The organism is Comamonas sp. SCN 65-56 (genome assembly GCF_001724135.1).
Lineage (GTDB): Bacteria > Pseudomonadota > Gammaproteobacteria > Burkholderiales > Burkholderiaceae_C > Comamonas_C.
Genome location: NZ_MEDS01000010.1, coordinates 61,194 through 85,072, shown reverse-complemented (window position 1 = coordinate 85,072; position 23,879 = coordinate 61,194). Strand labels below are relative to the sequence as shown.

Genomic DNA, 23,879 nt, shown 5'->3' with positions numbered 1-23,879 from the left:
CACGGCACCCGCCCCTCTCCCCCACCCTCTCCCCAAAGGGGCGAGGGAGTTCAAACCCGCAACTCATTGACCAGCCCCCTGCTGCCCGCGCCGCTGCGCAAAGAACGCGCGCCGCTCCTCGGGCGTCATCTTCTGCACCTTCTCGCGAAGTTCGGGCGGCAGGCGGCTCAAATCGGGTACTTTGTTTTCAGGAGCTGCTTGCGCTTGCCCCACTTGCGCTGGAGGCACTTTTGTCTCATCACTCAGGCGCACCTTGCCGCCGTCCTTCACGCGGTCACCGCCTTCGGTCACCACGCGCTCGCCCGCCTTCAGGCCCTGGGCGATCAGCACCTGCTCGGTGTTCGCCAGCCCGCGCGTCACGGTGCGCGTGTGCGCCACGTCCTGCGCGTCGATCACGTAAACGTAATCACCCTGCGGGCCGGTGCGTACCGCCGTTACCGGCACCAACACGCCCGCATCCTGCCCCAGCGTCAGGCGCGCATTGACGAACTGCCCGGGAAACAGCAGCCCATCGGCATTGGCAAAACGTGCCTTGGCACGCACCGTGCCGGTGGCCACGTTGATCTGGTTGTCCAGCGTGAGGAATTGCCCAAGCGCGATCTGCTGCGTGCGAGCGCGATCGAGCGCCGCCACCGGCAACTTGCCCGCCTTGTGCGCTGCCTGCACCGCGGCCACGCGCTCTTGCGGCACGGAAAACAGCACATCGATCGGCGCCACCTGCGTGATGGTGGCAATGCCGCCCGCGCTGCCACTGGTCACCAGATTGCCCGGATCGACCGCGCGCAGGCCGATGCGCCCGCTGATCGGCGCGCGCAGCGTCGCAAAGCCGACATTCAGTTCGGCCGAGCGCACGCTGGCACTGTCGGCCTGCACCGCACCCTCCAGTTGCTTGACCAGCGCTGACTGCGTGTCCACGTCCTGGCGCGCGATCGAATCCTGGGCAAGCAGCGTCTGGTAACGCGAGAGCGTGAGCCGCGCGGCCACGAGCTGCGCCTCGTCGCGCGCCTTCTGCCCGCGTGCCTGGTCCAGAGCTTGCTGGTAGGGCCGCACGTCAATGCGCGCCAGCACCTCACCCTTTTTCACCATCTGCCCTTCGTTGAACAGCACCTCAGTGAGCACGCCCGAGACCTGCGGCACCAGCGTGGCGGTGAGTGGCGGCGTGACGGTGCCCAGCGCATCGACCACCACTGGCAGCGCGCCCTGCAGCGCCAGCGCCGAACCCACCGTGGTGCTGGCGCCACCGCCAAACCCGCCGCGTCCCGGCCCGAAGCCGCCGCCGCCTGCCGCCGGCGCCTTGCCGCGCTGCGCCAGCCACCACGCACCACCCGCCAGCAAGGCAATGACGAGCAGCGTGAGCACAATGGAAAGCCCCTTGCGGTGGGGCCGTGGTACGGGGGCGAGTGTGGAGGTTGGGGCGTGCCCGGTCTGCGCGGGTGATTCGGCGAGGTCTGCCATGGTGATGTGATTGGGTGTTTGCCGAGCATCCTAGCCAGCTCAGGCAAGCCGGCGGTATGCAGCCTTTGAAGAAATGTAAAGCGTGCCGGACCACGGCCCTTTTGCCCTAACCGCCGCTTCACGCCATACTGCGGCCGCTTTTCCGCAGGAAACCATGCCCCCCGCCCTTCGCCTGCTCATCAGCGCCGCCATCGCCTACGCCACCTGGTGGCTGATCGTGATCGCGCAGGCTTTTTTTCCGATCTTCAAAAGCGTCTTCATCGAGGAGGCGATCGCCTGGGCCCTGGCGCTGGGCCTGGGCGCGGCGTTCTGGATCGTCTCCAACCCCGACGCCGGATTTGACCTCAAGGCCATCATCGGCACCACGCTCAAGAGCGGGTTGATCTGTTTTCTGCTGGGCTTCTTCGGCCCGATGATCCTCGCCCCCGACGCCAACCAGGGGCCGATGATCGGGTTCTTCACCGGGCCGGTCGGGCTGGTGCTCGGGGGGGCTGTACGCCTTCATCCGCGCGCTCTTGCGCCGCCCGGCCGCACCAGAAGAATCATGATCCTGCGCGCCCTGCGAGCCGACATCACCACCCTGGCGGTGGACGCCATCGTCAACGCTGCCAACCCCACGCTGCTGGGTGGTGGCGGCGTCGATGGCGCCATCCACCGCGCGGCGGGCCCGGGGCTGCTGGCCGAGTGCAGACGGTTGGGCGGCTGCGAAACCGGGCAGGCCAAGGTGACGGGCGGCTACCTTTTGCCTGCCAGACACGTGATTCACACCGTGGGGCCGATCTGGCACGGCGGCGGCGCACATGAGGCCGAGCTGCTGGCGAGCTGCTACCGCGCGTCGCTGACCATCGCCGAAGATCGCGGGTTGGCGCGCATCGCCTTTCCCGCCATCAGTACCGGCGTGTACGGCTACCCCAAACGCGAAGCAGCCGAAATCGCCGTGCGCAGCGTGCGTGCGCACCATCCGGGAACGCTGTCCGAGGTGCTGTTTTGCTGTTTCAACGCACACGATCTGGCGCTGTACGAGGCACTGCTGGCGGGCCGATCTCAGGCTTGAAACCCGTGCGGGTTTTGACGCCGCGATAGGATGAACGGCAGTTGAACCCTGCAATAAAAGGAACACCCTCATGAGCGACGACGCACTCTCCCTCGGCACGATCACGAAACACGGCGACGGCCATCAAGGGCGCCTCACGCGTACCTTCGAGCACCCCCCAGCCAAGGTCTGGCAGATGCTGACCGAATCGCCCCTGATGGCGCAGTGGCTCAGCGTCGGCACGATAGAGCAGCGCCCGGATGGCAAGGTGCGCATCGACTTCGTTGACAGCGGCATCGTGATCGACAGCCAGGTCACCGCGTTCGACGCGGGCAAACTGCTGGAATATTCATGGAGCAGCGGCAGCGAACCCCAGCGCCCGCTGCGCTGGGAACTGAGCCCCACGGCGAGCGGCACGCAGCTCGTGTTGACCGTGGGTGTGCCCGCAGGCGAGGACGCGGCCAAGGCCTGCGCCGGCTTTGAAGGGCACCTGGAGATGCTCGCCGCCGCGCTCGAGGGCGTGCCGATCAAGTTCCCGTTCGAGACCTACATGAAGGCGCGCGCCGGTTACAAGGCCATGCTGGGCGGTTGAACCGGCTTGCTGCAGCCCGCGCGGCTGACGCGCACAATCGAAGCCGACACGAGGCACGCACATGAAACGCCGAGAAGATTTGCCCGACTGGATGTGGTCCGACGCGCTGGCAGCGCTGGACCGGGCAGAGCGCCTGCACCGCCAGATGTTCCAGCCCCGGCACGCCAGTACCTGGGAGCCGCCGGTGGACATGCTGGAGACGGTGCACGAGGTGCTGATCTACGTCGCGCTGCCGGGGGTGGAGGCGCACGATGTGAAGGCGGTCATCGTTGACGCAGCACTCGTCGTCTCCGGTCGGCGCACGCTGCCGTCCGCACTGCGCACGGCCACCATTCACCGGCTGGAGCTGCCTCAGGGTCGGTTTGAGCGCCATATTCCGCTGCCGCCCGGCCGCTACGGCGCGGTGGACGTGCGCAATGAACAAGGGTGCCTGGTGATCTGCCTGCACAAGACGCCATGAGCGATAACCCGCACACCGAGGCGCGCGAAGCCACCAGCGCTGCGCCCCTGCCTGCCCCTGCTTCTGACACATCCGCCACCCCCGCCGTCGAGCTGCCCGAGGATGCGCTGCTGATCGTCGCCATGCCCGATACGGTGCTGTTTCCGGGCACGGTGTTTCCCATCCTCGTCGGGCGCGCGTCGTCGGTGGCGGCGGCCGAGCAGGCGCTGCGCGCCGAACGTCCGATCGGCATCCTGATGCAAAAGGACACCGAGAACCAGGAGCCCAGGGCCGCAGACCTCTACACCACCGGCACCATCGCCAACATCCTGCGCTACGTCACCTTGCCCGAAGGCGGCCACCATGTGGTGGTGCAGGGGGTGCAGCGCTTCAGAGTCAAGGAATTCCTCAGCGAGCAGCCGGTACTGACAGTGAGCGCGGAGCGTATCGACGAACCCGGGGCGCAAGGCACCGAAATCGAAGCCCGCGTGCTGCACCTGCGCCAGCAGGCGCTGGAGGCACTGCAACTGCTGCCCAACGTGCCGCCGCCGCTGGTGGCCGCCGTGCAGAACACCGCAGGCGCCGGGGCACTGGCCGATCTGGTGGCTGCCTACATGGACCTGGAGCGCGCCGACCGGCAGAGCCTGCTGGAGACAGTGGACATCGCCGAGCGCATCGACAAGGTCTCCGCCCTGCTGGCCAAGCGCATCGAGGTGATGCGTCTGTCGCAGGAAATCGGCCAACGCACCAAGGCCACCTTCGACGAGCGTCAGAAGGAAGCCATCCTGCGCGAGCAAATGGCAGCGATCAAGAAAGAGCTGGGTGAGACCGAGGACGACGGCAAATCGCAGGAAGTCGCCGAGCTCACCAAGGCGATCGACGCGGCCAGGCTGCCGCCCGAGGCCGACGAGATCGCGCGCAAGGAGTTGCGCCGCTACCAGCGCATGCCCACCGAGGCCACCGAGGCCGGCATGGTGCGCACCTACCTCGATTGGCTGGTCGCCCTGCCCTGGGCCGAGCCCGAAGCACGCGCCATCGACATCGCGGCAGCACGCCAGGTGCTCGACCAAGACCACTACGGCCTGACCAAGATCAAGCAGCGCATCGTCGAATTCCTCGCGGTGCGCAAGCTCGCGCCGCACGGCAAGGCGCCGATTCTGTGCTTCGTCGGCCCGCCGGGCGTGGGCAAGACATCGCTGGGCCAATCGATCGCGCGCGCGATGGGCCGGCCCTTCGCCCACGTGAGTCTGGGCGGCGTGCACGACGAGGCCGAAATCCGCGGCCACCGGCGCACCTACATCGGCGCCATGCCGGGCAACATCATCCAGGCGATCCGCAAGGCCAAGGCACGCGACTGCGTGATGATGCTCGACGAGATCGACAAGATGGGCAGCGGCATCCAGGGCGATCCATCGGCGGCGATGCTTGAAGTGCTCGACCCGGAGCAAAACGCCGGCTTTCGCGACAACTATCTCGGTGTGCCGTTCGACCTTTCACGCATCGTTTTCATCACCACCGCGAACCAGCTCGACACCATCCCGGGGCCCTTGCGCGATCGCATGGAAATCATCCAGCTGGTCAGCTATACCGAGAACGAAAAATTCGAGATTGCGCGTCGCTACCTGGTGCGCCGTCAACTCGAAGCCAACGGCGTGGGCGCCGAGCAGGCCTCGATAGACGACGAGGCGCTGCGCCACATCATCCGCGACTACACGCGCGAGGCCGGTGTGCGCAACCTGGCGCGCGAAATCGGCCGCGTGCTGCGCCACGTCGCGGTGCAAATCGCCGAGGGCAAGACCGAGCAGCGCGCGGTCACGGCGGCCGATCTGGCAGATATCCTCGGGCCGCTGCGCTTTGAAAACGACGTCGCGATGCGTACCAGCACGCCCGGCGTCGCGACCGGCCTGGCCTGGACGCCAGTGGGCGGCGACATCCTGTTCATCGAGGCCACGAGCTACCCCGGCAAGGGCGCGCTGATCCTGACCGGGCAACTGGGCGACGTGATGCGCGAGAGCGTACAGGCGGCGCTCTCCATCGTCAAGCACCGCGCGGGGGAACTCGGCATAGAGGAAAAGCGCTTCACCGAACTCGATATCCACGTGCACGTGCCTGCCGGGGCAACCCCCAAGGACGGCCCGAGCGCGGGCGTGGCGATGTTCACCGCGCTGGTCTCGCTGCTCACCAATCGCACGGTGCGCAGCGACACCGCGATGACCGGCGAAATCAGCCTGCGCGGCCTGGTGCTGCCGGTGGGCGGCATCAAGGAAAAAATCATCGCTGCTGCCGCCGCCGGCATCACCCGCGTGATGCTGCCCGCGAGGAACCGGCGCGACTATGACGACATCCCGCAGGAAGTGCGCGACAAGCTTGAATTCGTCTGGCTGGAGCGTGTGGATCAGGCGATCGCAGCGGCGCTGGAGCCAGCTGCATCCGTCAGCGCGCCCGCACCCGATTGACCAGCCAGATCCCCGGCAGGATCAGGAGCAGCCCCACCAGGTGATAGACGTGGATGGGCTCGCCCAGCACCAGCCAGGCCAGCACCGCCGCATAGGGCGGGCCCAGATACAGCGTCACGCCCACGCGGGCGGCGCCGAGCTCGCGCAGCATGAAGGTGTAGCCCAGGTAGGCGGCAAAACCGGGCAGCGCCGCTGCAGCCAGCGCCAGGCCCACGCCCTGCACGGAAAACGTGGGTAGCGGGCCGGTGGCAGCCTCCCAGGCGGCAAACGGCAGGATCGCCAGCACGCCAAAGACGCTGATCACGCCCAGGCGCGCGGGGTTGGACAGCGGGGTGCTCCAGCGCTTGAGCAGGATGGTGAAAAAGGTCCACGACAGCGTCGCCGCCAGCACCCAGCCGTCGCCCGCCACCCATTGCACCTGCGTGAGCAGCGCCCACTGGCCCCTGATGACGACATGCACCACCCCGGCCAGCGAGAGCAGCACGCCCAGCGCCTGCAGGCGGTTGAACGGCTCCTTGAGCCACAGGTGCGAGACCAGCACGATCATCACCGGCGAGAGCGCGTAGATCAGCGCCAGATTGGTCGCGCTGGTGCTCTGGCCGGCGATATAGACCCAGCTGCCGCAGATCCACATGCCCAGCACGCCCAGCACCAGCATGTGGCGCCAGTCGGCCAGGATGGCGCGAAAGTGCGCGCGTATTTCACGCCAGGCCAGCAGACAGAAGGCGCTGCCGGCAAAAGTCCAACGCAACCCCGCCAGGGTATTGGGCGCAATGACCCCCGGGGCACTGCGGGCAATGAGGTAGTTGGTCGCCCAGAAGACCGGCACGATGGCAATCAGCGCCAACGCCAGGCGTGCACGGGTGGAAGAAAACATTCAAGTAAAAACCAGTGTTTGCGCTTGTGCAGCAAGCGCCAACAGCTATCAATAGTCGTAAATCAGAGTGATGGCGACCACGGCATTAAACCACCGCAGCAACGGCTTCAGGCGCTGCGCGGGATGATGCAAAGCCACCACCGGCGTGCAGACCAACGCGGCATGCGGGCGCACGCATCCCAAGGGCGGCACAATGCATGGCATGACCACGACCAAGCGCGCCACCATCGTCGATTCCCGTCGCATCGGCCAGATGCCGCCCGCCCACGAGGGCGCGTTCGAAGCGCCCACCGGCGTCCTCAAGGACTTGCGTGGACGCCCGCTGCGTGACTTGCGCATCAGCGTCACGGATCGCTGCAATTTCCGCTGCACCTACTGCATGCCCAAGGAAATCTTCGGCAAGGATTACAACTTTCTGCCGCATGGCAGCCTGCTGTCGTTCGAGGAAATCACGCGCCTGTCGGGCCTGTTCCTTGCTCATGGCGTGCACAAGCTGCGCCTGACCGGCGGCGAGCCACTGCTGCGCAAGGGCATCGACAAACTGATTGCCATGCTGACCGAGCTGCGCACCACCGAAGGCCAGCCGCCCGAGGTGACGCTGACGACCAACGGCTCGGTGCTGGCACGCAAGGCCAAGGCACTCAAGGCCGCCGGTCTGGCGCGCGTGACGGTCAGCCTGGACAGCATGGACGATGCCGTCTTTCGAGCGATGAACGACGTGGATTTCCCGGTGGTCGATGTGCTGGCCGCCATAGATGCCGCACGCGACGCGGGGTTTGAGCGCGTGAAAGTCAACATGGTGGTCAAGCGCGGCGTGAACGATCAGGAGATCGTGCCGATGGCGCGCCACTTTCGCGGCAGCGGCATCACGCTGCGATTCATCGAATTCATGGATGTGGGCTCCACCAACCATTGGCGCATGCAGGAGGTGGTGCCCTCCAAAGAGGTGCTGGCGCGCATCCAGGCGGAATTTCCGCTGGTGCCACTGGAGGCCACCGTGCCCGGCGAAACGGCCGAGCGCTGGGGCTACGCGGGTGCCAATGGCGAGTTTGACCCGCAGCTGGGCGAAGTCGGCTTCATCAGCAGCGTGACCAAGGCCTTCTGCGGCAGTTGCAACCGCATCCGCCTCTCCACCGAAGGCCAGCTCTTCACCTGCCTGTTTTCCACCAGCGGCTGGGATCTGCGTGGTCTGATGCGTGGCGGCGCGACGGACGAGCAGCTGTCGCAAGCCATTGCCGATATCTGGCATGGCAGGAACGATCGCTATTCCGAGCTGCGCGCCAGCCTGCCGAAGAAGGACGATGCGCCCGAGGGCGGCAAGCGCATCGAGATGAGCTACATCGGCGGCTGAAACCATGACCACCCCGCAGGAGATCACCGGCCTGGTGCTTGCGGGCGGGCGCGGCACGCGCATGGAGGGCGCCGACAAAGGGTTGCAGCCTTGGCGTGGTCAAGCTTTGGCGTTGCATGCGCTGGCTCGCCTGCGCCCGCAAGTGGGCCGCGTCGCCATCAACGCCAACCGCAACCTGCCCGCCTACGCGGCTTGGGGTGTGCCGATCTGGAGCGATGCCGATGCCGATTACGCCGGTCCACTGGCCGGCATGCTCGCAGGCCTCACGCACTGCGAAACCGCATGGCTGCTGACCGTGCCTTGCGATGCCCCGTTTTTCCCCGCCGATCTGGCAGCGCGCCTGGCCGAAGCGGCAACGCAGGCGCGCGCATCCATCGCCTTTGCCCGCGCTCCCGACGAAACCGGCACATTGCGCCCGCAGCCGGTGTTCTGCCTGCTGCACCAAAGCACGGCACCCAGCCTGCGCGACTACCTGCAAGGCGGCGGACGCAAGATCCGCCCCTGGGCCGAGCAGCAAGGCTGCGCCACGGCCCGCTTTGATCGCGCGGGCGACGATCCACAGGCCTTTGCCAACATCAACACGCTGCAGGAGCTGCAGACGTTGCAGGCCGCCACGCCATGAGCCGCATCGCCGAAATCGCCGCCCGGATTCCCGGCTATGCGCCGCAGGATCTGCCGGTGGACGCGGTCAACGCCTTTCTGCAGCAGCTCATCATCCCCGTGGGCCAGGCACAAGCGCTGCCCTTGCTCGACGCCCATGGCCGCGTGCTGGCCGAGGATGTGGTTTCGCCCATCGACGTGCCCGGGCACGACAACGCCGCGATGGACGGCTATGCGTTCGCGGGCGATCAGCTGCACGCCCGCCAGAGCCTGCAGCTGCAGCCCCTGCCAGGCAGCGCGCTGGCGGGTCAGCCCTGGCAGGGCCGCGTGCAAGCGGGCCAGTGCGTGAAGATCATGACCGGCGCCGTCATGCCCACGGGTACGGATACCGTGGTGCCGCGCGAACTGGTGCGGGCCGGCGATGGCGGCAGCATTGCCATCGCCGCCGATGCACTGCGCCCCGGCGCCAATCGCCGCCTGCATGGCGAAGACATTGCGCGCGGCAGCGTCGCCCTTGAAAAAGGAGAACTGCTTACGCCCGCAGCCATTGGCCTGCTGGCCAGTTTGGGGCTTGAGCAAGCGCCAGTCTTGCGACCGCTGCGCGTGGCGCTGCTCTCCACCGGCAGCGAGATCCTGCGCCCCGGCGAAGCGCCGCGTGAAGGCGCCATCCACGACAGCAACCGCTACACGCTGCACGGCCTGCTCACGCGCATGGGCGTGCAGGTGCTGGACCTGGGCTGCGTGCCGGACGATCCGGCGCTGCTGCGCGCCGCCTTCCTGCGCGGCGCCCGCGAAGCGGATGCCGTCATCACCAGCGGCGGCGCCGGCATGGGCGACGCCGACCACACGCGCACCCTGCTGCAGGAGCTGGGCGAGATGGTGTTCTGGCAGATCGCCATGCGCCCCGGCAGGCCCATGGCGGTCGGTGTTTTTCATTCGAAATTTCATGAAAAAATGGCTGTTGACGCCTACCCATCAAGCGCAGGAAGCTATCATCAAGATAGCATTTTTTTCGCCTTGCCTGGCAACCCGGTGGCGGCCATGGTGGCTTTCATCGCCTTCGTGCGCCCTGCTCTGCGCCAGATGATGGGCTGCAGACACAGCGCAGCGCCCCTGCTGCGCGCCTGCGCCACCGAGCCGCTGCGCAAGATGCCCGGGCGCACCGAATACCAGCGCGGCATCGTGAGCGAAAGCACCGACGGCGTGCTGCAGGTGCGCAGCACCGGGCCGCAAGGCGCCGGAGTGCTCAGTTCCATGGTGCGTGCCAATGGTCTGATCGTGCTGGAGCACGCGCGCGGCACCGTGCAGCCCGGCGAGATGGTGAACGTGATGATGTTTGACGGTGCGTTCTGACATGCCCTACAGCGCCACCCACCTCGAAACGCCTCCCGCACGCGAAGCCTTGGACCATTCCCGGGGGCCTGTGCTGCTGGAATTCGGCACGCCCTGGTGCGGCCACTGCGCCCGCGCGCAGCCGCTGCTCGAAGCCGCATTGGCGGCGCACCCGGGCGTGTTGCACCTCAACGTCGAAGACGGCCCCGGCCGGCGGCTGGGGCGCAGCTTTGGCGTCAAGCTCTGGCCGACGCTGGTCTTTTTGCGGGACGGCGCGGAAGTCGCCCGGCTGGTGCGCCCGCATGACCGTGCGGCCATCGAAGAGGCGCTGGCGCAGATGGACGCTCAGTCATCATCTTCCGCCGGCAGCCCCGGAAACAACACATCCGTATAGCCCAGCAGCCTGAGATCGCGCATGCGCATGGGGTAGAGCATGCCGATCAGGTGATCGCACTCATGCTGCACCACGCGGGCGTGAAAGCCCTCGACCTCGCGCGCGATCGAGTCACCATACGGATCAAAGCCGCTGTAGCGAATGCGCTGATAGCGCGGCACCCTGCCGCGCAGGCCGGGTACCGAAAGGCAGCCCTCCCAGTCCTCCTCGATCGCATCAGTCAGTGGCGTGATCACCGGGTTCAGCAGCACGGTGTGTGGCACCAGCGGGCGGTCCGGATAGCGCGGGTTGCGCTCGTTGCTGCCAAACACCACGACCTGCAGACCGACGCCGATCTGCGGCGCGGCCAAGCCTGCGCCATTGGCGGCACGCATGGTGTCTATCAAATCGTAGACCAGGCCGTGCAAGGTCTCGGTATCGAACTCCGCCACCGGCTCGGCCTGGCGCAGGAGCCGCGGATCGCCCATTTTCAGGATGCTGTGTATGGTCATGGTGCCTGCCAGCATAACGGGCGGCACAATACCCGGCGTGTCCGATCTGCCTCCGTTGCCGCCACCGCCACCCACCCTCGTGCGCTGGCTGCTGTTTGCCTTTGCAGTCCTGAGTCTGGCCACCGGCATCGTCGGCATCTTCGTACCCGGTCTGCCGACCACCGTCTTCATCCTCATGGCGGCCTGGGCGGCCGCGCGCTCGTCACCGCGCCTGCACGCCTGGCTGTGGCGCCACCGATTGTTTGGCCCGATGCTGCAGAACTGGGCCGCCGGCGGCTTCGTGAGCCGCAAGGCCAAATGGAGCGCGACCCTGGTGATGGGCATCTCCATGCTGTTTCTGGCACTCGTTCAGGTACCCGCCTGGGCGCGCCTGGCGGCCTATGCCAGCATGGTCTGCGTACTGACCTGGCTGTGGCTGCGACCCGAGCCGCCCGGTTGAAATTTCACCAGTTGCACAGGGTATCGGTGGTTTTTGCCGTTAGAATCGCGGGCTTGTTCCTCGATAGCTCAGTCGGTAGAGCGACGGACTGTTAATCCGCAGGTCCCTGGTTCGAGCCCAGGTCGAGGAGCCACCCAGCTGCTGGTGCGCTTCAACCGTCCCGGCCACCTATTTTTCCTCGATAGCTCAGTCGGTAGAGCGACGGACTGTTAATCCGCAGGTCCCTGGTTCGAGCCCAGGTCGAGGAGCCACTCCCCACCCCCTGCTCATGCCCACGCGGGCATCCGGCGCAATGGCGTGCGTGCCGGATACCGGCATTTACAATGCCCGGTTACATGCAGCGCCCGTGCGCCGCTCTGATCTGCGAGACCCCATGACCAACGAAGAAATCCTGAGCACCTACGGCCCGCGCGAGTCCATGGAATACGACGTGGTGATCGTCGGCGCCGGCCCGGGCGGCCTGGCCACCGCCATCCGCCTCAAGCAACAGGCGCTGGCCCACGACAAGGAAGTTTCCGTCGTCGTGCTGGAAAAAGGCTCGGAGCCCGGTGCGCACATTCTCTCGGGCGCCATCGTCGATCCGCGCGCACTCACGGAACTCATGCCCGACTGGAAGGCCAAGGGCGCGCCGCTGCGCCAACCGGTAACCGACGACGGTTACGTCTTCCTCGGCGCAGAAGGCGGATCCTTTCGCATTCCCAATCTCTTCCTGCCACCGTTTGCCAACAACCATGGCAACTACATCGTGAGCCTGGGCGAGGTCACCAAATGGCTCGCCGAGCAGGCCGAGGCGCTGGGCGTGGAGATTTTCCCCGGCTTTGCCGCCGCCGAAGTGCTCTATGACGACAAAGGCGCGGTCAAGGGCGTGGCAACCGGCAACATGGGCGTGGGCAAGGACGGCACGCCCACGGACAATTTCCAGCTCGGCATGGAGTTGCTGGGCAAATACACCGTCTTCGCCGAAGGTGCGCGCGGCCATCTGGGCAAGCAGGTGATCGCCCGCTACAAGCTCGACGAAGGGCGCGACCCGCAGTCCTGGGGACTGGGCGTGAAGGAACTCTGGGAGATCGACCCGGCGCGCCACCAGCCCGGCCTGGTCATCCACACCGCCGGCTGGCCCATGGACAACAGTACCTACGGCGGCGGCTTCATCTACCACCTGGATGGCAATCGCGTGGCATTGGGTTTCGTCACCGGCCTGGGTTACACCAACCCCTATCTGAGCCCATTCGAGGAATTCCAGCGCTGGAAGACCCATCCCAACGTCCGCTGGTACCTGGAGAACGCCAAGGGTGAAGTGAGCGGCAAGCGCCTGTCCTACGGCGCCCGCGCCATCAACGCCAGCGGCATCAATTCGCTGCCCAAGGTGGTCTTCCCCGGCGGCGCGCTGATCGGCTGCGATGCGGGCTTCCTGAACGTCAGCCGCATCAAGGGCAGCCACTCGGCGATCAAGACCGGCATGCTGGCAGCGGATGCCGCCTACGAGGCCATCATGGCGGGTCGCCAGCACGACGAGCTTGCCGCCTATCCGCTGGCGTTCGAGAACAGCTGGCTCTACGGCGAACTGCAGAAAGACCGCAACTTCAAGAACTGGTTCAAGTGGGGCCTGAGCGTGGGCACGGTGATGAACGGTTTCGAGCAGTTCGTGCTGCGTGGCCACATGCCCTGGACGCTGCACCGCGACAAACCGGATTACGCCTACCTGAAGCCGGCCAGCGAATGCCAGCCCATCGACTATCCCAAGCCCGATGGCAAGCTGACCTTCGACCGGCTCTCCAGCGTGTTCATCAGCAACACCAACCACGAAGAAAACCAGCCGGCGCACCTCACGCTCAAGGACGCCACCGTGCCGGTAGCCATCAACCTGGCCAAGTTCGCCGGGCCGGAAGCACGCTACTGCCCGGCCGGCGTCTACGAGTTCGTCGATGATGGTGCTGGCGGCGAGCGCCTGCAGATCAATGCGCAGAACTGCGTGCACTGCAAGACCTGCGACATCAAGGACCCGACCCAGAACATCGTCTGGGTCACACCAGAAGGCGGCGGCGGACCGAATTATTCCGCTATGTAAAAGCGAGCATAAATCGTCTAGGGGTATTCCCTTGAACGCCCCATTCAGGGGCGTTTTTTTTGCCTTGCTGCCGTAAACTCGCGCCCACGGCGCCAGCGTAAAACCACTGCGGCGCTGCCCAACTCAGCTCTCATATTCCTGTTAGGAGATACCCATGAAGAAACTGCCCTGGATGACCCTGGGTGCATTGACGCTCGCGTTTGCCGCCATCGCGCCGGCCAGCGCCCAGACGAAATCCGTTGCCGTCACCGCCATCGTCGAACACCCCGCACTCGATGCCGTGCGAGACGGCGCCAAGGACGCGCTGAAGGCCGCCGGCTTCGAGGAGGGCAAAAACCTGAAGTGGGAATACCAGAGCGCCCAGGGCAATACCGGCACGGCAGCGCAGATTGCCCGCAAGTTCATTGGTGACAATCCGGACGTCATCATCGCCATCGCTACACCCTCCGCGCAGGCCGTGGTCGCCGCCACCAAGACGGTGCCGGTGGTGTTCTCCGCCGTGACCGACCCGGTTGCCGCCAAGCTGGTGCCCAGCTGGGAGCCCTCGCACACCAACGTGACGGGCGTCTCTGACCTGCTGGCGATGGATAAGCAGATGGAACTCGTCAAGAAGATCGTTCCCAACGTCAAGCGGTTGGGCATCGTCTACAACCCGGGCGAGGCCAACTCGGTCGTGGTCGTCAAGGAGCTCAAGGAGCTGCTGCCCAAGATGGGCATCACGCTGGTCGAGGCTTCTGCCCCGCGCTCGGTCGACGTCAGCAGCGCCGGCCGCAGCCTGGTGGGCAAGGTGGACGCGATCTACAACAGCACCGATAACAACGTGGTGTCGGCCTACGAATCGCTGGTCAAGGTGGCGCAGGAAGCCAAGATTCCGCTGATCGCCGCCGATTCGGACAGCGTCAAGCGCGGCGCGATCGCCTCGCTCGGCGTGAATTACCGCGATCTGGGCGAGCAGACTGGCCGCATGGTGGCGCGCATCCTCAAAGGTGAGAAGCCCGGCGACATCAAGCCTGAAATCAGCACCAAGCTGGAGCTGTTCGTGAACCCCGGCGCTGCTGAAAAGCAAGGCGTAAAGCTTTCCGAAGACTTCGTCAAGTCGGCCACCACCGTCGTGAAGTGACACTGGCCACCAGCCTCTGAGTCCACTCCCCAACCCGGCAGAAACCGTGCAATCCATGGTTTCTGCCTTTTTCGTATGTGAGCCAAACCATGTCTCTGTTTTCGTTTCTGGGGGCAGTCGAGATCGGATTGATCTTCGCGCTCGTCGCACTCGGCGTCTACATTTCCTTTCGTCTGCTGCGCTTCCCCGACCTGACGGTCGACGGCAGCTTTCCGCTCGGCGGCGCGGTCTGCGCCGTCATGATCCACAACGGCTTCAACCCCTACATTGCCACCGTCGCAGCCACCCTGGCCGGTGCCTGCGCGGGCTACATCACCGGCTGGCTCAACGTGCGCCTGAAGATCATGGATCTGCTGGCCAGCATCCTGATGATGATTGCGCTGTTCTCGATCAACCTGCGTGTCATGGGCGGCCCCAACGTGCCCATCATCAATGACCCGACGATGTTCACGCTGCTGCAGCCCAATGGACTGGAAGATTACTGGGCACGCCCAATGATCCTGCTGGCTCTCATCGTCATCGCCAAAATCATCATTGACTGGTTCTTTTCCACCGAACGCGGCCTGTCGATTCGCGCGACCGGCTCCAATACCCGCATGGCACGTGCGCAAGGCATCAACACCGGCGCCATGGTGCTGCTGGGCATGGCGGTTTCCAACGCGCTGGTCGGCCTGGCGGGTGCATTGTTTGCGCAAACCCAGGGCGGCGCCGATATTTCCATGGGAATAGGCACCATCGTCATCGGTCTGGCAGCCGTCATCGTGGGCGAGGCCATCTTGCCGTCGCGCCGACTGGTCTACGCCACGCTTGCCGCCATTCTGGGCGCGATCGTCTATCGTTTTTTCATCGCCATCGCGCTCAACAGCGATTTCATCGGCCTGAAGGCGCAAGACCTGAATCTGGTCACCGCCGTGCTGGTGACGCTGGCACTGGTGGTGCCCAACCTCAAGCGCATGCTCAAGCACAAGCGCCTGCCCGACGCCCCCAAGAGCATGTAAGCGCCAGGAGACCACCATGCTCAACGCACAAGACCTTCACATTACCTTCAACGCCGGCACGCCGATCGAAACCAAGGCGCTGCGCGGCATGACGCTGGAAATACCGACGGGCCAGTTTGTCACCGTCATCGGCTCCAACGGCGCCGGCAAATCCACCTTCCTCAACGCCATTTCAGGCGGCCTGGGGGTGGATACCGGCAAAATTTTCATCGATGGACTGGATGTGACCGACGAGCCGGTGTGGAACCGCGCACAACTCGTGTCACGGGTCTTCCAGGACCCGATGGCCGGCACCTGCGAGGACCTCACCATCGAGGAAAACATGGCACTGGCCCAGCAGCGCGGCACGCGCCGCGGTCTGCGTGGTGCCGTGAAAAGCTCCGAGCGGGACATGTTCCGCGAGAAGCTCTCCACGCTGGGGCTTGGGCTGGAGAACCGCCTGACGGACCGCATCGGCCTGCTCTCTGGCGGCCAGCGCCAGGCGGTGAGTCTGTTGATGGCTTCGCTGCAGCCCTCGCGCATCCTGCTGCTTGATGAGCACACCGCAGCGCTTGATCCGCGCACCGCGGATTTCGTGCTCAAGCTCACCCAGCGCATCGTGGCAGAAGGCAAGCTCACCACCATGATGGTCACGCACTCCATGCGCCAGGCGCTGGACGTGGGCGAACGCACGGTGATGCTGCACCAGGGTCAGGTGGTGCTCGATGTTTCGGGCGAAGAGCGCGCGCGCCTGGACGTGCCTGACCTGCTCAAGATGTTTGCCAAGGTGCGCGGCGAGGAGCTCGCCGACGACGCGCTGCTGCTGGGCTGACCCTTAGGAGCCTGTCGGACTTTCGGCGTCGAAAGCGAAAATTGGTCCCAGCGAGGCCAGTTTTTGCCGGATTTGCAGCCCAATAGTGGTTCTATTGGGCAAAAAGACGGTGAAAAATGGACCGCTGCAGCCGATTTGCAGCCGACGCTTCCAAAGTCCGACAGGCTCCTAGCCTACTCCGGCTGCGGCGCGATGCGCGTCGCACCGGAGAAGCGGCGACCGAGAAACACCATCAGCACCACTGCCAAGGCAAACGCCAGCGACAGTGCATCGATATGCTCGCCCAGCAGCGGCACGGCGAAGAGCATCGCAAAAAAGGGCTGCAGCAGCAGCACCTGGCTGACCCTGAGCGTGCCACCCCATTCCAGGCCGCGATACCAGGCGAAAAAGCCCGACCACATCGACACCGTGCCAATGTAGATCAGGCCCGCCCAGCTGGGCCAGCGCACCTTGGCCAGCGTGGCCGCATCGGGCCAGAGCCACAGCATCAACGGCAGCGACACCGGCAGCGCCAATGCGCACATCCAGCAGATTACGCGCTCGGCCCCCAGCTCCAGCGTCACCTGCGCGCCGTAGACATAGCCAAAGGCCGACGCCAGCACCGCCACGACCAGCAGCACATCGGCCCAGGCAAAACCAAAGCCCCCTGCCCCATCGGCGCGGATCAGCGAAAACACGATCACCAGGGCCGCACCCAGCACCGCACAGACCCAGAAGCCCATGCGCTCACGCTCGTGCAGGATCAGCACCGCGAAGACCGCCGTCGCCAGCGGAATCACGGCCACGATCACCGCCGCATGCACCGCCGTCACGCTGCGCAGCGCTATCGCCGCCAATAGCGGCCAGAGCAGCACATTGCCCAGCACCGCCAGCAGCAGCGGCCGCCACAGATGCCGCGCGGGCCAGGACGAGCGGGTAAACAGCAGAAAAAGAACCGAGAGCACGCCCGCGATCGCCGCTCTGCCTGCCGTGGCAAACCAGGGCGAGAGCTGCGGGTCGGCATCGGTGCCGGTGGCCAGGCGCGTCGCCGGCACCGTCACTGAAAACAGCAGCATGCCCAGCACGCCGAGCCAGAAACCCAGGCGCTGGCGCCGCTCAAAAGAACCCATGAAACCCTTCCATCAAAGGACAGGCCCGGAGATCCGCACCATTGGCCCACGACGGCACATGGTCTCTGACAGCCCGGCGAACCGGAGCAAGAGAAACCGGCTTCGCGTCAACGGTTGAGTGCTGCACGCACGTCTTGCGGTATTTCAACCGCCTTGTGCGACTCCAGATCCGTAAAGACCAGTACCTGGCGGGCGCCCACGCGCAACTCACCCTTGCAGCTCGCTTCTATCGCCAGCGTGAGAGAGCGAGTGCCTACCTTGTCGGGCCAGAGCGCGAAATTCACGTCCTCGCCCATGCGGCTGATGGCGCGAAAATCGCACTCCAGCCGCACTGTTGGCGTACCCACGCGGCGCTTTCCGATGAATTCGGCGTAGTCTATGCCCAGGCCATGGGTGAACCAGTCTTCCAGCAGGTGGTTGAACAGCACCAGGTACTGCGGGAAGAACACGATGCCGGCTGGATCGCAGTGCGAGAAGCGGATCGGATAGACCCGCTCGTACCGCCCCGGCTGCGCCACCTCGGGCATGGCGATCAGAACGCCGCGATGCCGGTGATCGCCCGACCCAGGATCAGCGCATGGATGTCGTGCGTTCCCTCGTAGGTGTTGACCACCTCCAGGTTTACCAGGTGGCGCGCCACGCCGAACTCGTCACTGATGCCGTTGCCGCCCATCATGTCGCGCGCCAGGCGGGCAATATCGAGCGCCTTGCCGCAGCTGTTGCGCTTGACGATGGAGGTCAGCTCGACGGCGGGGTTGCCCGCGTCTTTCATGTGACCCAGGCGCAGGCAGCCCTGCAGGCCCAGCGTGATTTCGGTCAGCATGTCGGCCAGCTTCTTCTGGATGAGCTGGTTGGCGGCCAGCGGCTTGCCAAACTGCTTGCGGTCGATGACGTACTGGCGCGCGCGGGCGTAGCAGTCCTCGGCCGCGCCCAGGGCGCCCCAGGCGATGCCAAAGCGTGCGCTGTTCAGGCAGGTGAACGGGCCCTTCAAGCCGCGCACTTCGGGGAAGGCGTTCTCTTCGGGGCAGAACACCTCGTCCATCACGACTTCGCCGGTGATGGATGCGCGCAGACCGACCTTGCCGTGGATGGCCGGGGCGGTGAGGCCCTTCCAGCCTTTTTCAAGCACAAAACCGCGGATCGCACCCTCGTCGTCCTTGGCCCAGACCACGAACACATCGGCGATCGGGCTGTTGCTGATCCACATCTTGCTGCCCGAGAGTGAATAGCCGCCCGCCACCTTCTTGGCGCGAGTGATCATGCTGCCAGGGTCGGAGCCGTGGTTGGGCTCGGTCAGGCCAAAGCAGCCGATCCACTCGCCGCTGGCCAGCTTGGGCAGGTATTTCTGCTTGGTGGCTTCGTTGCCAAAGGCGTTGATCGGCACCATCACAAGGGACGATTGCACGCTCATCATGGAGCGGTAGCCCGAATCCACGCGCTCGACCTCGCGCGCGATCAGGCCGTAGCTGACGTAGTTCAGGCCCGCCCCGCCGTATTGCTCGGGAATGGTCGGGCCAAGCAGGCCGAGCTCGCCCATCTCGCGGAAGATGGATGGATCGGTCTGCTCATTGCGAAAGGCGTCCTGCACGCGCGGCAGCAGCTTGTCCTGGCAGTAGGCATGCGCGGCATCCTGCACGGCACGCTCATCTTCCGAGAGCTGCTCGCGCAGGGCGAACGGGTCTTCCCAGCTGAAAGGGGTCTTGGTTTTGGACATGAAAGGCTCCGGTTTCAGGATGTTTGAGAATCAATCGGGGAGGACGGCCGTGACTTCGATCTCGACCTTGGCACGCTCTTCCATCAGCGCCGCGACCTGCACGCAGGTCATGGCCGGGAAGTTCTTGCCCATGACCTCGCGGTACGCACCGCCCAGTTCCTTCAGGCGGGCGTTGTATTCCACGCGGTCGATCACATACCAGGTCATGCGCACCATGTGTTCAGGGCCCGCACCGGCCTCCTTGAGCACCGCGGCGATGTTGGCCAGCGCCTGATGCACCTGGGCGATGAAGTCGTCGCTCTCGAACTGTTGCTGGGCGTTCCAGCCGATCTGGCCGCCGACGAAGATCTGCGTGCCGCGTGCTGCCACACCGTTGGCATAGCCCTTGGCAGGCGCCCAGCCCGCAGGTTGAATGTTCTGGTGGATCATGGGGTTTGCCTCAGTTTGTAGCGCTGCACCTTGCCCGTCTCGGTTCGGGGCAGCTGGGTGATGAATTCGATTTCGCGCGGGTATTTGTAGGGCGCGATGCTGTTCTTGACATAGTCCTGCAGCGTCTTGACCAGAGCCGCATCGCCCTGGTAGCCCGGCTTGAGCACGATGAAGGCCTTGATGATCATGCCGCGCGCCTCGTCGGGCTTGCCGACGACACCGCATTCGGCCACCGCCGGGTGCGTAAGCAGGCAACCCTCGACCTCCGGACCACCGACGTTGTAGCCGGCGGTGACGATCATGTCGTCGTTGCGCGCCTGGTAGAAGAAATAGCCGTCCTCGTCCTGCATGAACGAATCGCCCGGGTGGTTCCAGCCCTTGGTGACGTACTTGGTCTGGCGCTCGTCCTGCATGTAGCGGCAGCCGGTCGGGCCGATCATCGCCAGGCGCCCGACGGTGCCACGCGGCACTTCGTTGTCGTCATCGTCCACCACCTTGGCGATGTAGCCGGGCACGACCTTGCCGATGGCACCGGGGCGCACGTCGGCGCCGGCCGAGGAGATGTAGATGTGAAACACCTCGGTGCCACCAATGCCGTCCAGCATCTCGATGCCGGTGGCCTGCTTCCAGAGTTGGCGCGTGGCGTCCGGCAGCGCCTCGCCGGCGCTGACGCTGATGCGCAGGCTGGGCACGCCGATCGACTGCATGAACGGTGCCATCTGGCGGTAGAAGGTGGGTGCGGTGTAGCAAATCGAGACCCCATGCTGACGCATCTCGCGCACCATGGTCTCGGGGCTGTAGCGGCCGTCGGGGTAGTAGATGGAGGCACCGGCCCACATCGGAAACACCAGCAAGCCGCCCAGACCGAAGGTGAACGCCAGCGGCGGCGAACCGGTCACCACGTCGTCGGCCGTGGCCTTGAGCACATGGCGTGGCCAGGCATTGCAGGCCGCCAGAATTTCACGGTGCGTGGTCACGCAGGCCTTGGGCACACCGGTGGTGCCACTGGTGAAAGCCAGCAGCGCAGGGTCATCCGCGGCCGTCGCGCAGCCTGCATAGTCCGCGGACTGCTTGGCCGAGCGTGCTTCCAGGCCATCGGCGCGGGCCGCATCACCAAATACCAACATCGGCAAATCGCCTGACTGGACCTGCGCCACCCGCTCCATTTCCTGCAGCAAATGCGCCTCGCACAAGGCCAGCGAGGGCAGCGCCTTGTCCGCCACCTGGTCCAGCTCCTTGGCACGCAGCAAGGGCATCGTGGCCACGGCGATCAGGCCGGCCTTGACCACCGCCAGCCAGGCCAGTGCCATCTCGATCGAGTTGCCACCGCGCAGCAGCACGCGGTTGCCGGGCACGAGCTTGCACTCGCCCAGCAGCACGCCGCAGATGCGGTTGACTTCGGCTTCGGCCTGCGCGTAGCTCAGCGTTTGGCTGGGTGAACGCAAAAACGGCTTGTCGCCCCGGCCGTTGGCCAGCGCCTGGGCAAACAGCGCGGACACCACGTTCGCCTGGTCCGGGATCTGCTGCTCAGGCAGGTCGTAACGAAACTCGGGCCACTGCGCCTTGGGCGGCAGACGGTCGCGCACGAAGGAATCTGTGTGAGCGGATGCAACAGTCACTTTCTCATCTCCTGCAGGGCGGCCTTGCCAATGATGAGCTGCTGCACCTCGGTCGCACCTTCGTAGATGCGCAGCGAACGGATATCCCGGTAGAGCGATTCCACCTTGCTGCCGACCATCACGCCCAAACCGCCATGCATCTGCAGCGCCATGTCGATCACGCGCTGGGCGTTTTCGGTGGCGGTCATCTTGGCCATGGCCGCGGCCACGCTGCGTTCGCGCTGGTCGCCCTGTTGGGTATCGCGCATCCAGGCGGCGCGGTAGGTCAGCAAGGCCCCGGCGTCGATCAGCGCCGCCATCTCGCCCAGCTTGGCCTGCGTCAGCTGAAAATCGGCCAGCGTCTGACCGAACATCTTGCGCTTCTTCGCATGATCGATCGCCTCGGCCAGCGCACGCCGCGCAAAGCCCAGCGCGGCCGCGGCCACGCTGGCGCGGAAGATGTCGAGCGTCTGCATGGCGATCTTGAAGCCGGCATTGAGCTCGCCCAACATCTGCTCTGCGCTCACGCGGCAGCGCGTGAACGTGAGTGTGGCCAGCGGATGCGGCGCCATCACCGGGATGTGCGCGCTATCGTCCAGGCCCTCGCTGCCGCGATCGACGACAAAGGCGCTGATGCCGCGGCTGCCGCCATCGGGATCGGTCTTGGCAAAGACGCAGTAAAAGTCGGCGATACCGCCATTGCTGATCCAGGTTTTCTGGCCATCCAGAAAATAATAATCCTCTTTTTGACCTGCAACGCAATCCGGACGGGCGCCAGTAGCTCTCAATTTCATTGCAGCGACGTCGGAGCCTGCCTCGGGTTCGGACAGCGCAAACGCGGCGATCTTGCGGCCGGCAGCCACCTCGGGCAGATAGGCGCGGCGCGTGGCCTCGCTGCCGCCGAGCGAAATGGCGCCGCTGCCCAAGCCCTGCATGGCAAAGGCAAAGTCCGCCAGCGGCGAATAGAACGCCAGCGTCTCGCGCAGCATCACCAATGCGCGCGAATCGAGCTCGGGCAATGCACCGCCGAATTCACCCGGCACGCAGTAGCCCAGCCAGCCGCCCTGCCCTAAGCGCTTGACCCAATCGCGGCAAGCCGCGCGGTCATCGGTTTCATCGACACGCTGGGCGTTGGTCCAGTCGGGCAGCTCGGCAGCAATGCGCCGGTGCGCCTCGTCGAAGAACGGCAGCGCCAGGTGCGACGCGGAGGGGCGCAGGTGCGTGGCCTGCAAGATGCCGGCACTCATCAGTCACCTCCAAACACAGGCTTTTGCTTGGCCACGAAGGCCTCGTAGGCGCGGCGAAAATCCTGCGTCTGCATGCAGATGGCCTGCGCCTGCGCCTCGGCCTCGATCGCCTGGTCTATGGTCATGGCCCATTCCTGATTCAGCATGTTCTTGGTCATCGCATGGCCGAACATCGGGCCTGCGGCCAGCTGGCGCGCCATGGCTTGCGCCTTGGCCAGCAACTCGCCGCTCTCATGCAAGGCATTGAAGAAGCCCCAGGCCAGGCCCTCGTGCCCGCTCATCGCGCGACCGGTGAACAGCAGCTCGCTCGCCCTGCCCTGGCCGATCACGCGCGGCAGCAGCGCGCAGGCACCCATGTCGGCGCCTGCCAGGCCTACGCGGGTGAACAGGAACGCCGTCTTGGTCAGCTCGCTGCCGTAGCGCAGGTCACAGGCCAAAGCCATCATGGCACCGGCACCGGCGCAAACGCCATCAATGGCGCCGATGATGGGCTGCGGGCAGTGGCGCATGGCCTTGACCAGATCGCCGGTCATGCGGGTGAACTCCAGCAGCTCGGGCATGGTCATCCTGGTGAGCGGCCCGATGATGTCGTGCACATCGCCGCCGGAACAGAAATTGCCGCCCTCGCCGGTCACCACCACCACCTTGACGTCGGTGGCGTAGCGCAGACCATTGAACAGATCGCGCAGCTCACCGTAGCTGTCGAACGTCAGCGGATTCTTGCGATCCGGCCGGTTGAGCATGACGGTGGCCACCCCATCGTCACCGCACTCCCACGCGAAATGCTGCGCCTGATAGCTGAAGCGCGCGCCAAATTGGGGGCGCATCGGGTTGTTGGACGAGATGTAGTGTTTCATGTGGTCTCCAGTTCCAGATAGTGGCGTTTGACCTTGCCCAGCAGCTGGTGCAAGGTGCGAATTTCTTCAGGTGCGAGGCCGCCCAGCGCGGCTACCACCCACTCTTCATGCGCCTGCGCCATGGCGTGAAACTCCTGGCGCCCCTTGGCGGTGAGCTGCACGCGAAAGGCGCGGCGGTCATCCTCGTCGGTCACGCGCTCGACCAATCCTTCTTTCTCCAGCTGGTCGGTCACGCCCGTCACGTTGCCGCCGGTGACCATCATGCGCCTGGACAGCTCGCTCATGCGCAGCCCCTCGGGCTTGCGCTCCAGCTGCGCCATCAGGTCAAAGCGCGGCAAGGTGGTCTCGAACTGCTCGCGCAGGTGCGATCGCAGGTCGCGCTCGATCAGCTGGGTGCAGGTCAGCATGCGCAGCCACAGCCGCAATTCTTCCGGGTGACCCGCGTGGGCGCGGGCTTCCATGTCTACAG

The 23,879-nt window shown here is 65.4% G+C and carries 24 protein-coding genes and 2 tRNA genes; 15 read left to right on the top strand and 11 right to left on the bottom strand.

The window, feature by feature from the left end:
• Positions 1-63: 63 nt before the first annotated feature.
• Complete coding sequence (locus ABS45_RS07585; protein WP_291554639.1) at positions 64-1,455, bottom strand: efflux RND transporter periplasmic adaptor subunit; 1,392 nt, start codon at positions 1,453-1,455, stop codon at positions 64-66.
• Between the two features lie 544 nt (positions 1,456-1,999).
• On the opposite strand from ABS45_RS07585, the gene ABS45_RS07580 reads away from it, so the two are divergent.
• The 4 genes from ABS45_RS07580 (at position 2,000) to lon (ending at position 5,975) form a co-directional block, all read left to right on the top strand.
• Positions 2,000-2,509 carry an O-acetyl-ADP-ribose deacetylase gene (locus ABS45_RS07580; RefSeq protein WP_291554664.1) on the top strand — a complete coding sequence of 170 codons (510 nt, stop codon included), beginning with the start codon at positions 2,000-2,002 and terminating at the stop codon, positions 2,507-2,509.
• Positions 2,510-2,579: 70 nt separating this feature from the next.
• A complete protein-coding gene (locus tag ABS45_RS07575) occupies positions 2,580-3,080 on the top strand; it encodes an SRPBCC family protein (protein ID WP_291554637.1) in 501 nt (166 codons plus the stop codon).
• Positions 3,081-3,141: 61 nt separating this feature from the next.
• Complete coding sequence (locus ABS45_RS07570; protein WP_291554635.1) at positions 3,142-3,540, top strand: Hsp20/alpha crystallin family protein; 399 nt, start codon at positions 3,142-3,144, stop codon at positions 3,538-3,540.
• Positions 3,537-5,975: an endopeptidase La gene (lon, locus tag ABS45_RS07565; RefSeq protein ID WP_291554633.1), complete on the top strand. Its 2,439-nt coding sequence runs from the start codon at positions 3,537-3,539 to the stop codon at positions 5,973-5,975. Before ABS45_RS07570 ends, lon begins: the two co-directional genes overlap by 4 nt.
• Here the strand turns inward: lon and ABS45_RS07560 are convergent.
• A complete protein-coding gene (locus ABS45_RS07560; RefSeq protein ID WP_291554631.1) occupies positions 5,953-6,852 on the bottom strand; it encodes a DMT family transporter in 900 nt (299 codons plus the stop codon). The genes lon and ABS45_RS07560 overlap by 23 nt on opposite strands.
• A gap of 253 nt (positions 6,853-7,105) precedes the next feature.
• Here ABS45_RS07560 and moaA point away from each other — a divergent pair, with 253 nt between their 5' ends.
• Genes moaA through ABS45_RS07540 form a run of 4 tightly spaced genes read left to right on the top strand, consistent with a single transcriptional unit; the run spans position 7,106 to position 10,529 of the window.
• Entirely contained in the window at positions 7,106-8,203 is a 1,098-nt protein-coding gene (gene moaA, locus ABS45_RS07555; RefSeq protein ID WP_291554662.1) for a GTP 3',8-cyclase MoaA, read from the top strand.
• Positions 8,204-8,207: 4 nt separating this feature from the next.
• Positions 8,208-8,825, top strand: coding sequence for a molybdenum cofactor guanylyltransferase MobA (gene mobA, locus ABS45_RS07550; protein ID WP_291554629.1), 618 nt, complete (start codon positions 8,208-8,210; stop codon positions 8,823-8,825).
• Positions 8,822-10,156, top strand: coding sequence for a gephyrin-like molybdotransferase Glp (gene glp / locus ABS45_RS07545; RefSeq protein ID WP_291554627.1), 1,335 nt, complete (start codon positions 8,822-8,824; stop codon positions 10,154-10,156). Before mobA ends, glp begins: the two co-directional genes overlap by 4 nt.
• A 1-nt stretch (position 10,157) precedes the next feature.
• A complete protein-coding gene (locus ABS45_RS07540) occupies positions 10,158-10,529 on the top strand; it encodes a thioredoxin family protein (protein ID WP_291554625.1) in 372 nt (123 codons plus the stop codon).
• On the opposite strand, the gene def is transcribed toward ABS45_RS07540, so the two are convergent.
• Positions 10,481-11,020, bottom strand: a complete 540-nt coding sequence (def, locus tag ABS45_RS07535) for a peptide deformylase (RefSeq protein WP_291554623.1) — start codon at positions 11,018-11,020, stop codon at positions 10,481-10,483. The genes ABS45_RS07540 and def overlap by 49 nt on opposite strands.
• Here def and ABS45_RS07530 point away from each other — a divergent pair.
• The 7 genes from ABS45_RS07530 (at position 11,019) to ABS45_RS07500 (ending at position 16,456) form a co-directional block, all read left to right on the top strand.
• Positions 11,019-11,459 (top strand): YbaN family protein, encoded by a 441-nt coding sequence (locus ABS45_RS07530; RefSeq protein ID WP_291554660.1) that lies wholly within the window; start codon positions 11,019-11,021, stop codon positions 11,457-11,459. The genes def and ABS45_RS07530 overlap by 2 nt on opposite strands.
• Positions 11,460-11,516: 57 nt before the next feature.
• Positions 11,517-11,592: transfer RNA gene (locus ABS45_RS07525), tRNA-Asn, on the top strand.
• 42 nt (positions 11,593-11,634) lie between these two features.
• Positions 11,635-11,710, top strand: a tRNA-Asn gene (locus tag ABS45_RS07520).
• Between the two features lie 122 nt (positions 11,711-11,832).
• A complete protein-coding gene (locus tag ABS45_RS07515; protein WP_291554621.1) occupies positions 11,833-13,527 on the top strand; it encodes an electron transfer flavoprotein-ubiquinone oxidoreductase in 1,695 nt (564 codons plus the stop codon).
• A 154-nt stretch (positions 13,528-13,681) separates the two neighbouring features.
• Positions 13,682-14,647, top strand: coding sequence for an ABC transporter substrate-binding protein (locus tag ABS45_RS07510; RefSeq protein WP_291554619.1), 966 nt, complete (start codon positions 13,682-13,684; stop codon positions 14,645-14,647).
• 89 nt (positions 14,648-14,736) lie between these two features.
• Positions 14,737-15,645 carry an ABC transporter permease gene (locus ABS45_RS07505; RefSeq protein WP_291554617.1) on the top strand — a complete coding sequence of 303 codons (909 nt, stop codon included), beginning with the start codon at positions 14,737-14,739 and terminating at the stop codon, positions 15,643-15,645.
• A gap of 16 nt (positions 15,646-15,661) precedes the next feature.
• Positions 15,662-16,456, top strand: a complete 795-nt coding sequence (locus tag ABS45_RS07500; RefSeq protein ID WP_291554615.1) for an ABC transporter ATP-binding protein — start codon at positions 15,662-15,664, stop codon at positions 16,454-16,456.
• A 173-nt stretch (positions 16,457-16,629) separates the two neighbouring features.
• Here the strand turns inward: ABS45_RS07500 and ABS45_RS07495 are convergent, their stop codons facing one another.
• The 8 genes from ABS45_RS07495 to ABS45_RS07460 all read right to left on the bottom strand — a co-directional run bounded on the left by ABS45_RS07495 (position 16,630) and on the right by ABS45_RS07460 (position 23,871).
• Positions 16,630-17,565 carry a DMT family transporter gene (locus ABS45_RS07495; RefSeq protein ID WP_291554613.1) on the bottom strand — a complete coding sequence of 312 codons (936 nt, stop codon included), beginning with the start codon at positions 17,563-17,565 and terminating at the stop codon, positions 16,630-16,632.
• A gap of 107 nt (positions 17,566-17,672) precedes the next feature.
• The gene (locus ABS45_RS07490; protein WP_291554611.1) at positions 17,673-18,092 is read right to left on the bottom strand and encodes a thioesterase family protein; all 420 of its coding nucleotides are present in this window, start codon (positions 18,090-18,092) and stop codon (positions 17,673-17,675) included.
• Between the two features lie 5 nt (positions 18,093-18,097).
• On the bottom strand, positions 18,098-19,279 hold the full coding sequence (locus ABS45_RS07485) for an acyl-CoA dehydrogenase (protein ID WP_291554609.1): 1,182 nt from the start codon (positions 19,277-19,279) through the stop codon (positions 18,098-18,100).
• Positions 19,280-19,309: 30 nt separating this feature from the next.
• Positions 19,310-19,708: a RidA family protein gene (locus tag ABS45_RS07480; RefSeq protein WP_291554607.1), complete on the bottom strand. Its 399-nt coding sequence runs from the start codon at positions 19,706-19,708 to the stop codon at positions 19,310-19,312.
• Positions 19,705-21,327 carry an AMP-binding protein gene (locus tag ABS45_RS07475; protein WP_291554606.1) on the bottom strand — a complete coding sequence of 541 codons (1,623 nt, stop codon included), beginning with the start codon at positions 21,325-21,327 and terminating at the stop codon, positions 19,705-19,707. The genes ABS45_RS07480 and ABS45_RS07475 overlap by 4 nt, the downstream gene beginning before the upstream one ends.
• Complete coding sequence (locus ABS45_RS07470) at positions 21,324-22,553, bottom strand: acyl-CoA dehydrogenase family protein (protein ID WP_291554603.1); 1,230 nt, start codon at positions 22,551-22,553, stop codon at positions 21,324-21,326. Before ABS45_RS07470 ends, ABS45_RS07475 begins: the two co-directional genes overlap by 4 nt.
• Positions 22,553-23,410, bottom strand: coding sequence for an enoyl-CoA hydratase family protein (locus ABS45_RS07465; RefSeq protein ID WP_291554601.1), 858 nt, complete (start codon positions 23,408-23,410; stop codon positions 22,553-22,555). The genes ABS45_RS07470 and ABS45_RS07465 overlap by 1 nt, the downstream gene beginning before the upstream one ends.
• Complete coding sequence (locus ABS45_RS07460; RefSeq protein ID WP_291554599.1) at positions 23,407-23,871, bottom strand: MarR family transcriptional regulator; 465 nt, start codon at positions 23,869-23,871, stop codon at positions 23,407-23,409. The genes ABS45_RS07465 and ABS45_RS07460 overlap by 4 nt, the downstream gene beginning before the upstream one ends.
• Between the last annotated feature and the right edge of the window lie 8 nt (positions 23,872-23,879).